Origin of the sequence: Pseudomonas sp. P9_2 (assembly GCF_034008255.1) — a bacterium.
Classification (GTDB): domain Bacteria; phylum Pseudomonadota; class Gammaproteobacteria; order Pseudomonadales; family Pseudomonadaceae; genus Aquipseudomonas; species Aquipseudomonas synxantha_A.
On sequence record NZ_CP125376.1, the window covers coordinates 3,587,366 to 3,598,848 of the forward strand.

Consider the following 11,483-nt stretch of genomic DNA (forward strand, 5'->3'; position numbering starts at 1 on the left):
GCAAGGTTGTACGTTCAGTAATTAATAGCCTTGCCGGCCTTGATCGGGCACCATTTGTGCCACCGCGTAAACCGCTTACCCCAGCCAGCCTGGGCGAGGGCGGACGCCACTGCATTATTTCGCCACTTAAACTTCCAATGGGTCCTAAAACGACATGGCAAACCCGGACGCCCTGAATCAGCAGCGAGCTTCAAATCGCCTGCTGCAACCGACCGTCAAATCCCATCTGGCGTACACGCTGCTCTGCGCACTGGTCATGATGGTGATGTTCTCCCTGCTGCGCCTGGCGTTGCTGGTCTACAACCGCGAGATGATCCTGGACACGCCGGCCTCGACGTTCCTGGAAGCGTTCGCCAATGGCCTGCGCCTGGATATCCGCCTGGTGATGTACCTGCTGATCCCGTTGCTGCTGGCGTTGTTCAGTGTACGGGCCATGGCGGCACGGGGTTTCTTCCGTTTGTGGCTGACCGTCGTGTCCAGCATCGCCTTGTTCCTGGGCCTGATGGAAATGGACTTCTACCGTGAATTCCACCAGCGCCTCAACGGCCTGGTCTTCCAGTATGTGAAGGAAGACCCGAAAACCGTGATGAGCATGCTCTGGTACGGTTTCCCGGTGGTGCGCTACCTGCTGGCCTGGGCCGTGGGCACGCTGATCCTGAGCATGGCCTTCAAGGGCGCCGACCGTGCAACGCGCCCGCGTGGCCCGTTCAGCGGCGGTACGATCAGCACGCGCCAGGTGGCTCCATGGTACAGCCGCATCGCTGTATTCGTGGTTTGCCTGCTGGTCGCCGTGGTCGCCATTCGCGGCACCCTGCGTCAGGGCCCGCCATTGCGTTGGGGGGATGTCTACACCACCGATTCGAACTTCGCCAACCAGTTGGGCCTCAATGGCACCCTGTCGCTGATCGCGGCGGCCAAGGCGCGGTTCGGTGAAGACCGTGCCAACATCTGGAAAGCCACCCTCGAACAACCGCTGGCCACCCAGACCGTGCGCGACATGCTGGTGTTGCCGAGCGAAAAACTGGTGGATACCGACACCGCTGCCGTGCGCCGTGATTTCACGCCGCCGGCCGAGAAGACCCTGCCGATCAAGAACGTCGTAGTGATCCTGATGGAAAGCTTTGCCGGTCACTCGGTGGGCGCATTGGGCCGTCCGGGCAATATCACGCCGTACTTCGACAAGCTGACCAAGGAAGGCTTGCTGTTCGACCGCTTCTTCTCCAACGGTACCCACACCCACCAGGGTATGTTCGCCACCATGGCCTGCTTCCCGAACCTGCCGGGCTTCGAGTACCTGATGCAGACCCCGGAAGGCAGCCACAAGTTGTCGGGCCTGCCGCAGTTGCTCAGTGCGCGTGATTTCGACGATGTGTATGTCTACAACGGCGATTTCGCCTGGGACAACCAGTCGGGCTTCTTCAGCAACCAGGGCATGACCAACTTCATCGGCCGCAATGACTTTGTCGACCCGGTGTTCTCCGACCCGACATGGGGCGTGTCCGACCAGGACATGTTCAACCGTGGCCTGGAGGAGCTCAAAGCCCGTGAAGGCGGCAAGCCGTTCTACGCATTGCTGCAAACCTTGTCCAACCACACCCCGTACGCGTTGCCGACGCCATTGCCGGTTGAAAAAGTCACCGACCGTGGCAGCCTCAACGAGCATTTGACGGCCATGCGCTACTCTGACTGGGCCCTGGGCCAGTTCTTTGAAAAGGCCCGCAAGGAGCCGTACTTCAAGGAAACGCTGTTCGTGATCGTGGGCGACCACGGTTTCGGCAACGAGCAACAGATCACCGAAATGGACCTGGGCCGCTTCAACGTGCCGATGCTGATGATCGCACCTGGCATGCAGGAAAAGTTCGGCGTACGTGACCACACCGTGGGCACCCAGATCGACATCGTGCCGACCATCATGGGCCGCCTGGGTGGCGACACGTTGCACCAGTGCTGGGGGCGTGACCTGTTGAACCTGCCGGAAGGCGACAAGGGCTTCGGCGTGATCAAGCCATCGGGCAGCGACCAGACCGTGGCCTTGCTTACCGCTGACCGCGTACTGGTATTGCCCAAGGAAATGCCACCCAAGTTGTGGGAATACACCCTTGGCGCCGAACCGACTGGCAAGGTGACCCCTGAGTCGCCGGACGAAGCTGCGCTCAAGCAGAAACTTGAGTCGTTCCTGCAGACCGCTACCAAGAGCCTGCTGGATAACACCGCAGGTGTTGTAGATGGTAAGCCGGACTAACTGACCGGCAATAAAAAAAGAGGCCTCGATCGAGGCCTCTTTTTTTGTCCCGGCTTTTATATCTTGCCGAGCAACAACAGCACCAGCAGGACGACCAGCACCACACCCAGGATACCCGACGGTCCATAACCCCAGTTACGCGAGTGCGGGAACACTGGCAGGCCGCCGACCAACAGAAGGATCAGGATAATGATTAGAATGAGGCTCATGGTTTTATTCCTTATAGGTTCTGTGCAAAAACCGGCTGTTTGACCGTTATCTCGTCCATGTGCATCGGGACGTCTTAACCATTGGGACTCATGTACTTCGCAGAAAATTCATTGTTTTTCTAAAACATTTTGATTAGTTGCTTATTTCTTTTAACGCGTGCGCAACTTGAACTAATCAGTTGAAAAAAATTGAACTTGGGCTATACGCACACCTGCAACCCAGCCCAGGGTTTGCCTAGGGGGCGTTCTCAATTAGTTTCCCCGTCGCGCCGGGTCTGCTGTTGTGCAGGGCAAGGCGCGAGAAGCGTGGTTTGGTCATTCCAAATAAGCTTCGAGCAACGCAGCCCTGCACAACAGCAGGCCCGGCCCTTCGGGTTGTGCCTTAAAGCGGGCCAGCCTGCGTTGCAGGCCTTGGAAAGGGAACAACCATTCCCTGCGGCCTGCGCCTTGCCTGGCCCGCTTTAAGGCGACAACGCGGCGGGGAAACTAATTGAGAACGCCCCCTAGGCATTCATCAATCTGATGGTGCGTGGGTGCGGGAAAAACCTTCGCTACACTGCCGGTCACTTCTTCGGTAAACCACAAGGCTACTTCCTATGCAAAACCGCATGATGATCACTGGCGCCGGGTCCGGCCTGGGACGTGAAATCGCTCTGCGCTGGGCCCGTGAGGGCTGGCAGTTGGCGTTGTCGGATGTCAGTGAGCCCGGTTTGCAGGAGACCCTCAAACTTGTGCGCGAGGCGGGGGGGGAAGGGTTTATCCAGCGCTGCGACGTGCGCGACTACAGCCAGCTCACCGCGTTTGCCCAGGCGTGCGAGGTCAAGCTCGGCGGCATTGATGTGATCGTCAACAACGCAGGCGTGGCCTCGGGTGGGTTCTTCGCCGAATTGTCCCTGGAGGACTGGGACTGGCAGATCGCAATCAATCTGATGGGCGTGGTCAAGGGCTGCAAGGCGTTCCTGCCGCTGTTGGAGAAGAGCAAGGGCCGGATCATCAACATCGCGTCGATGGCTGCATTGATGCAGGGGCCGGCCATGAGCAACTACAACGTGGCCAAGGCCGGCGTGGTGGCGTTGTCGGAAAGCCTGCTGGTCGAGCTCAAGCAGCAGGAAGTGGGCGTGCACGTGGTGTGCCCATCGTTTTTCCAGACCAACCTGCTCGACTCCTTCCGCGGGCCGACCCCGGCCATGAAGGCGCAGGTGGGCAAGTTGCTTGAAAGTTCACCTATTTCGGCGACCGATATCGCCGATTACATCTACCAGCGCGTGGCCGCGGGCGAGTTCATGATCCTGCCCCATGAGCAAGGGCGCATGGCCTGGGCACTGAAGCAGAAAAACCCGCAGTTGCTGTATGACGAGATGACGCTGATGGCCGACAAGATGCGCGCCAAGGCGCAGGCCGTTAAGGGCTGATTTGGATGGAGTCTGTCAGGCAAATTACCTACCTGTGTAGGTAATACCTGATTTTCCAGCAAGCCATTGCCGGTCCATTTCCAAGAGCGCATGGTCCAGGTCCTGCTATTTGAAAAGGACACACGCCATGCTGGTCTTAAGCCGCACCATAGGCGAAGCCATCGCTATTGGCGATGACATCACCGTCTATATTCTCGAAGTGAACGGCACCCACGTGAAATTCGGTATCGAAGCCCCCGTGGGTGTCAATGTGCACCGTGCCGAGGTTTATCAGAAGATCCGCGAACGCCAGGGGCCCGTCACGCACCCCGTGTCGGTACCCAATCCTTAGGCGGGGTTTTCAGTCGAACAGATGCTTGGGCACATCGTGCTTGAGCATCAGTTGGCATTGCTCGCTCTCGGCGTCGAAGACGATCAGCGCCTGGCCCTTGGTCAGTGCCTGGCGTACGCGCAGCACGCGGGTTTCCAGCGGCGTGTCGTCGCCATTGTCGGTGCCGTCGCGGGTTACGAAGTCTTCGATGAGGCGGGTCAGGGTGTCGACTTCAAGTGCATCGTAGGGAATCAGCATACAAGCCTCAGGTGTCAGGTCCCGGCGATGCTACTGCGCCGGGACCTATGTTGCCAGTAGCAGCTGTCGCCGGCGTCAGGACTTGTTTCCGACCAGGCTGTCCACCGACGGCACGCGGGTGTCGCTCTCCATTTGCGTTTCATGCTCGATCTGATGACTGAACCGATCCAGGGAACCCTGGGCCGGTTGCGCATCGCTGGCAAAGACCGGCGGGCTGAGGATATAGGCGCCCAGCAAGCGACTCAGGGCGGCCAGGCTGTCGATATGGGTACGCTCGTAGCCGTGGGTGGCATCGCAACCGAAGGCCAGCAGGGCGGTGCGAATGTCATGGCCGGCGGTAACCGCTGAGTGCGCATCGCTGAAGTAATAGCGGAACAGATCGCGGCGCACCGGCAGGTCGTTATCGGCGGCCAGGCGCAGCAAGTGCCGCGACAGGTGATAGTCGTACGGCCCGCCGGAATCCTGCATCGCCACGCTCACCGCGTGTTCGCTGGAGTGCTGGCCCGGGGCGACCGGGGCGATGTCGATGCCGACAAACTCGCTGACATCCCAGGGCAGGGCGGCCGCTGCGCCACTGCCGGTTTCCTCGGTGATGGTGAACAGCGGGTGGCAGTCGATCAGCAGCGGTTCGCCACTGTCGACGATCGCTTTGAGCGCGGCGAGCAGGGCGGCGACCCCAGCTTTGTCGTCCAGGTGGCGGGCGCTGATATGCCCGCTTTCGGTGAACTCCGGCAGTGGGTCGAACGCTACATAGTCACCGACGCTGATGCCCAGGGAGTCACAGTCGGCACGAGTGGCGCAGTAGGCGTCCAGGCGCAGTTCCACATGGTCCCAGCTCACCGGCATTTCATCCACGGCAGTGTTGAACGCGTGCCCGGACGCCATCAACGGCAATACGCTGCCGCGGATGACACCGTTATCGGTGAACAGGCTGACCCGGCTGCCTTCGGCAAAGCGGCTCGACCAGCAGCCCACCGGTGCCAGGGTCAGGCGGCCGTTGTCCTTGATTGCTCGCACGGCGGCGCCGATGGTGTCCAGGTGCGCAGAGACGGCACGGTCAGGGCTGTTTTTCTGGCCCTTGAGGGTGGCGCGAATAGTGCCGCGCCGGGTCATTTCAAACGGGATGCCAAGTTCTTCCAGGCGTTCGGCGACGTAGCGCACGATGGTGTCGGTAAATCCGGTGGGGCTGGGAATGGCGAGCATCTCCAGCAGCACTTTTTGCAGGTAGGCGAGATCGGGTTCTGGGATGGTTCTGGTCATGGAAACTCCTGATGAGTTGAGGGCATCGATGGTTTCGATGAAGGGGCTGGAGCGTCGTCGCCTGGGCTTGCCCGCGATAGCGCCGGAACAGGCGATACATCGTTCAAGCCGTCGGCTGACTGTGTGGGAACAACAAATCCACAAACTTCTCTGCAGTTGGTTGCGGTTCATGGTTGGCCAGCCCGGCTCGTTCATTGGCTTCGATAAATACGTACTCCGGCTGGTCGGCCGCCGGTACCATCAGGTCCAGGCCGACCATGGGAATATCCAGGGCGCGGGCGGCGCGCACGGCGGCGTCCACCAGCGTCGGGTGCAGGATGGCGGTGACGTCTTCCAGACAACCGCCGGTATGCAGGTTGGCGGTGCGCCGCACGGCCAGGGTCTGGCCCCGGGGCAGGATGCTGTCGTAGTCGTAGCCGGCGGCCTTCAGCGTGCGCTCGGTCTCGCCGTCCAGGGGGATCTTGCTTTCGCCATCGGTGGCGGCCTGACGACGTCGGCTTTGCGCTTGGATCAATGCACGAATCGAATGCTGACCGTCGCCGATCACTTCGGCGGGGCGGCGAATCGCGGCGGCGACGACGTCGAAACCGATCACCAGGATGCGCAGGTCCAGGCCCTCGTGAAAGCTTTCGAGCAGTACGCGGCTGTCGAACTGGCGTGCCGTTTCGATGGCTTGCTGCACCTCCTCGATCGTTCGCAGGTCCACCGCCACGCCCTGGCCTTGTTCGCCATCCAACGGCTTGACCACCACGCGCTGGTGCTCGTCCAGAAACTCGAGGTTGTCGTCGGCACTGCCTGCCAACTGTTGCGCAGGCAACTTCAGGCCAGCGGCCTTGAGCACCTTGTGGGTCAGGCTCTTGTCCTGGCACAGGGTCATGCTGATGGCGCTGGTCAAATCGCTCAGCGACTCGCGGCACCGCACACGGCGCCCGCCGTGGCTGAGGGTGAACAGCCCGGCATCGGCGTCATCCACCTGCACATCGATACCGCGCCGATGGGCTTCTTCGACAATGATTCGCGCATACGGATTGAACCCCGCCTGCGGCCCCGGACCGAGAAACAGCGGCTGGTTGATGCCGTTCTTGTGCTTGATCGCAAAGGTGGTCAGTGCGCGAAAACCCAGCTTGGCGTAAAGGCTCTTGGCCTGGCGGTTATCGTGCAGCACCGACAGGTCCAGGTAGCTCAAGCCACGGCTCATGAAGTGTTCCACCAGGTGGCGCACCAGCACTTCACCGACGCCTGGGCGGGTGCACTGTGGGTCTACCGCCAGGCACCACAGGCTGCAACCGTTTTCCGGGTCGTGAAAGGCTTTCTGATGGTTGAGGCCCATCACGCTGCCGATCACGGCGCCGCTGTCTTCGTCTTCCGCCAGCCAATACACCGGGCCGCCTTGATGGCGCGGTGTGAGGCGTTCGACGTCGACGGGCAACATGCCGCGGCCCTGATACAGCAAGTTGACGGCGTGCCAGTCGGCTTCGCTCTGTACCCGACGGATCCGAAAACCGCGAAACACACGGGTGGCGGGGCGGTAGTCACTGAACCACAGGCGCAAGGTGTCTGACGGGTCGAGGAATAACTGCTGCGGGTCGATACCGAGGATTTGCTGGGGCGCGGCCACATACAGGGCGATATCGCGTTCGCCGGGCTGTTCGTTGAGCAGCTCCAGGGCGAGGCTGGCAGGGTCGGGAAACGTATGCCCGATCAACAAGCGCCCCCAACCGCAATGCACGGCAATCGGTTCGGGGCCTTGCGGGCTGCCGTCTTCGGCAAGACGGGCCTGCAGGCGCTCGTAGGTCGGCGCCTGGCCTTTGATCAAGCGTTGGCTATACGCCGCGGCGTTAGGTTTCATGGATCAGATTCCTTGTTCGCTGAGCCACAGGTTCAGCGCCGCCAGTTGCCACAGCTTGGAACCGCGCAATGGGGTCAGTTGACCCTGAGGGTCCGTCAGCAGGCGATCGAGCATGGCCGGGTTGAACAGGCCACGATCCTGGCTCGGGTCCAGCAGCAGCTCGCGTACCCAGTTCAGGGTGTCGCCTTGTAAATGCTTGAGGCCGGGGACCGGGAAGTAGCCTTTTTTACGGTCGATGACTTCGCTGGGGATCACCCGGCGCGCGGCCTCTTTGAGCACCTGTTTGCCGCCATCGGGCAGTTTGAACTTGCCCGGTACGCGGGCCGAGAGTTCTACCAGGCGGTAGTCGAGGAACGGTGTCCGGGCTTCCAGGCCCCAGGCCATAGTCATGTTGTCGACGCGTTTGACCGGGTCGTCCACCAGCATCACCGTGCTGTCCAGGCGCAGGGCCTTGTCCACGGCGGCGTCCGCGCCCGGCATGGCAAAATGTTCGCGCACAAAGTCGCCGGCAGCGTCGTTGGCGGTCAACCATTTCGGTGCGACGGTGGCTGCGTAGTCGTCGTAGCTGCGGTCGAAGAAGGCATCGCGATAGGCCGCATAGGGATCGCTGGCGCCATCGACCTGCGGGTACCAGTGGTAGCCTGCGAACAATTCGTCAGCACCCTGGCCGCTCTGTACAACCTTGCAATGCTTGGCCACTTCACGCGATAGCAGGTAGAACGCGATGCAGTCATGGCTGACCATCGGCTCGCTCATGGCGCGGAACGCCGCCGGCAGTTGCTCGATGATCTCGCTTTCGGCGATGCGCAGTTGGTGGTGGCGAGTGCCGTAATGCTTGGCGATCAGGTCCGAGTACTGGAATTCGTCGCCGCGCTCGCCACCGGCGTCTTCAAAACCGATGGAGAACGTGGACAGGTCCTGCACACCGACTTCACGCAGCAGGCCGACGAGCATGCTCGAGTCGACGCCACCGGAGAGCAGCACGCCCACATCCACGGCGGCGCGTTGGCGGATGGCCACGGCTTCGCGGGTGCTGTCGAGCACGCGGTCGGTCCAGTCTTGCAGGGTCAGGTGTTTTTCATCCTCATGGGGCCCGTAGGGCAGGGTCCACCAGGTTTTCTGTTCGGTCTTGCCGCTTGCGTCGATGCGCATCCAGCTGGCGGGCGGCAGCTTTTCAATGCCCGCCAACAGCGTGCGCGGTGCGGGGACCACGGCGTGGAAATTCAGGTAGTGGTTCAACGCAACCGGATCGAGGATCGGGTTGATATCACCGCCCTTGAGTAGTGCCGGCAAGGCTGAAGCAAAGCGCAGGCGCTGGCCGGTGCGCGACAGGTACAAAGGTTTTACGCCCAAGCGGTCACGGGCGATGAACAGACGTTGGGCGTCACGTTCCCAGATGGCGAAGGCAAACATGCCGTTGAGCTTGGGCAGCAGTGCTTCGCCCCAGGCGTGGTAGCCCTTGAGCAGCACCTCGGTATCACCGCCGGAATAGAAGGCGTAGCCCAAGGCTTCCAGCTCTTCTCGTAGTTCCGGGAAGTTATAGATCGCGCCATTGAACGCCAGGGACAACCCCAGTTGGGCGTCAACCATCGGCTGTGCGGAGCCATCCGACAGGTCCATGATTTTCAGGCGGCGGTGGCCCAGGGCAATCGGCCCTTGGGCGTGGAAGCCCCATGCGTCGGGGCCACGGGGGGCGAGGTGATGGGTGATGCGTTCTACGGCTGCCAGGTCGGCAGGTTGATGATCAAAGCGTAACTCGCCAGCTAATCCACACATAAGTTCCTTACCGGTTTTTCCGTTGGGGAGGGGTCAATACTCAATACGCCAAACGGCGCGTACCCAGAAACTGACCCAGTGCTATGCGTGGAGTTTTAGACCGATAAGTTATAAGGCAGATGGCCGCCTAGCCATCAATCCTGCTCTTTACGGGCTGCGGCCTGGCCTCGAACCAGAGCGCGCAGGGTAAACCGGTTGGGGTGGCAGGCCGCGGCCACGCTTGCCGGTACCGGCAGCGGTTCGTCATTCAGCCAGGCGGCCAGGAGTTCGCCGCACAGTGGTGCAGTGATCAGGCCGCGGGAGCCATGGCCACTGTTAAGGTACAGTCCGGGCAGCCAGGGGCACGGCGTATCCGGTACTTGCCGGGCGTCTTTGCCTAGCACGGCATAAGCCTGCTGGAACGCTTCACGGTCGGCCAGCGGCCCGACGATCGGCAGGTAATCGGGGCTGGTGCACCGAAACGCGGCACGCCCTTCCAACTGTTCGGCCGCCAGGCGGTCGGCGCCCAAGCGCTGCAGCAGGTCTGTGGAGATCTCGCGCAGCATCTCCAGGTTGCCGCTATGTTCAGCGAGCGTGGGTGTGAGGTCTTGGTTGTTGAAGTCAAAACTGGCGCCCAGGGTATGTTCACCAAGGCGGGCTGGTGCGACGTAACCCTCGGCACAGACCACAGTAGCAAGGGCCTCACTGGCCGGGGTTTGTGCGAGCCGGGTGATCTGCCCGCGAATGCGCTTGAGCGGCATGTCTGCGCTCAAGGGGAAACGCTTGATCTCGGCCGCCCCGGCGAGCACCACCACGCTGGCGCTGGCCAGCACGCGATCGCCTGCGCGGGCGTGCCACTGGTCGTCTCGCCGGTCCAGCTCAAGCGCCTCATGGTGGCTGAGCACCTCAATCAGCGGATGCGTCGCCTGCCACTGGCACAGTGCGGGTGGATGTACCCAGCCGCCCTCGGGGAAAAACAGGCCGCCGTGGGCCAGTTGGATTCCAGCCTGTTGTTGCGCCTGCTCGCGGTCGAGCAGGTGCAGCAGGCTCGGTGCGAAGGCGTCGGCGAGTTGGGCCTGGCGCTGGCCTTCCTTGGCGTCGAACGCCAGCTGCAACACACCACAGCCATCCCAATCCACGCCACGGTGCAAGTGCTCCAGCAGGCGGCGGGTGTGGCCGAAACCGCTGAGTATCAGTTGGGACAATGCGGTGCCATGGGCCGACAGCTTGAGGTACAGCACGCCCTGAGGGTTGCCCGAGGCTTCCTGCGCCAGGCCGGCGTGGCGTTCCAGCAAGCTGACGCGCCAACCGCGGGCGGCCAGGCTGGCAGCCGTTGCGCAACCGGCCAGGCCACCGCCAATAACCATGGCGTGGCGTTTACCGTCGATGGCTGGGGGGCGAGCGAACCAGGGTTTGCTTTTGGCGGGCGGCGGCGTCTCGTCGGGCCAGCCGAGAAACTCGCCGCGCAGGATCTCCCACTTATGCCCGATGCCCGGCGTGCGCTTCATCTTGAAGCCCGCGGCGTTGATCAGGCGCCGTACCCAACCGGTGCTGGTGAAGGTGCTGATGGTCGAGCCCGGTGCCGCCAGGCGCGCCAGTTCGGCAAACAGTTCGGCGGTCCACATGTCCGGGTTTTTTGCCGGGGCAAAACCGTCGAGAAACCAGGCGTCGATCTGTGCATCCAGTTGCGGCAATTGCTCCAGGGCGTCGCCGATCAACAGGGTCAGGACCACGCGGCCGTTATCCAGCACCAGGCGTTGGAAGCCTTGGTGAATGGCGATGTATTGCGCCAAGAGTTGTTCGGCCAAAGGTTGCAGTTCAGGCCAGAGGGCGAGGGCGCGTTGCAGGTCGGCATGACTCAGCGGATATTTTTCTACGCTGACAAAATGCAGGCGCGCGCCGGCCGGTGCGTATTGCTCAAACAATTGCCAGGCGCAGAGAAAATTCAACCCCGTGCCGAAGCCGGTTTCGCCGATCACCAGTCGCCCGCCCGCTGGCAAGCCAGCAAAGCGCTCCTGCAAGCGGTTCTGCTCCAGGAACACATAGCGGGTTTCTTCAAGGCCCGACTGGTCGGAGAAGTACACGTCGTCGAACACCCGCGAATGCGGGCGACCTTGGTCATCCCAGTCGAGCTGGGCGTGGGTGATGGGGGTCATGGGCGGCTCATAGACATACAGCAGGCAAAGAC

9 protein-coding genes are annotated in these 11,483 nt (G+C 61.8%); 3 read left to right on the forward strand and 6 right to left on the reverse strand.

Annotated elements, in window-relative coordinates; genetic code table 11:
• The first annotated feature begins 154 nt into the window (after positions 1-154).
• Positions 155-2,242, forward strand: a complete 2,088-nt coding sequence (locus tag QMK52_RS16100; RefSeq protein ID WP_320403064.1) for an LTA synthase family protein — start codon at positions 155-157, stop codon at positions 2,240-2,242.
• 56 nt (positions 2,243-2,298) lie between these two features.
• Here the strand turns inward: QMK52_RS16100 and QMK52_RS16105 are convergent, their stop codons facing one another.
• Positions 2,299-2,451 (reverse strand): DUF3309 family protein, encoded by a 153-nt coding sequence (locus QMK52_RS16105; RefSeq protein WP_003192767.1) that lies wholly within the window; start codon positions 2,449-2,451, stop codon positions 2,299-2,301.
• A gap of 596 nt (positions 2,452-3,047) precedes the next feature.
• Here QMK52_RS16105 and QMK52_RS16110 point away from each other — a divergent pair.
• Together QMK52_RS16110 and csrA are read left to right on the forward strand one after the other, a co-directional pair.
• Positions 3,048-3,863: an SDR family oxidoreductase gene (locus tag QMK52_RS16110; RefSeq protein ID WP_194438833.1), complete on the forward strand. Its 816-nt coding sequence runs from the start codon at positions 3,048-3,050 to the stop codon at positions 3,861-3,863.
• Positions 3,864-3,990: 127 nt separating this feature from the next.
• On the forward strand, positions 3,991-4,194 hold the full coding sequence (gene csrA / locus QMK52_RS16115; RefSeq protein ID WP_005789902.1) for a carbon storage regulator CsrA: 204 nt from the start codon (positions 3,991-3,993) through the stop codon (positions 4,192-4,194).
• A gap of 9 nt (positions 4,195-4,203) precedes the next feature.
• Here the strand turns inward: csrA and QMK52_RS16120 are convergent, their stop codons facing one another.
• The 5 genes from QMK52_RS16120 to mnmC form a co-directional block, all read right to left on the reverse strand.
• Positions 4,204-4,431, reverse strand: a complete 228-nt coding sequence (locus QMK52_RS16120) for a YheU family protein (protein WP_194438832.1) — start codon at positions 4,429-4,431, stop codon at positions 4,204-4,206.
• 75 nt (positions 4,432-4,506) lie between these two features.
• On the reverse strand, positions 4,507-5,691 hold the full coding sequence (locus QMK52_RS16125; protein WP_005789901.1) for an osmoprotectant NAGGN system M42 family peptidase: 1,185 nt from the start codon (positions 5,689-5,691) through the stop codon (positions 4,507-4,509).
• A gap of 103 nt (positions 5,692-5,794) precedes the next feature.
• The gene (ngg, locus tag QMK52_RS16130) at positions 5,795-7,540 is read right to left on the reverse strand and encodes an N-acetylglutaminylglutamine synthetase (RefSeq protein ID WP_005789900.1); all 1,746 of its coding nucleotides are present in this window, start codon (positions 7,538-7,540) and stop codon (positions 5,795-5,797) included.
• A 3-nt stretch (positions 7,541-7,543) separates the two neighbouring features.
• Positions 7,544-9,316: an N-acetylglutaminylglutamine amidotransferase gene (locus QMK52_RS16135; RefSeq protein ID WP_194438831.1), complete on the reverse strand. Its 1,773-nt coding sequence runs from the start codon at positions 9,314-9,316 to the stop codon at positions 7,544-7,546.
• 134 nt (positions 9,317-9,450) lie between these two features.
• Positions 9,451-11,451: a bifunctional tRNA (5-methylaminomethyl-2-thiouridine)(34)-methyltransferase MnmD/FAD-dependent 5-carboxymethylaminomethyl-2-thiouridine(34) oxidoreductase MnmC gene (gene mnmC, locus QMK52_RS16140; RefSeq protein ID WP_320403065.1), complete on the reverse strand. Its 2,001-nt coding sequence runs from the start codon at positions 11,449-11,451 to the stop codon at positions 9,451-9,453.
• Between the last annotated feature and the right edge of the window lie 32 nt (positions 11,452-11,483).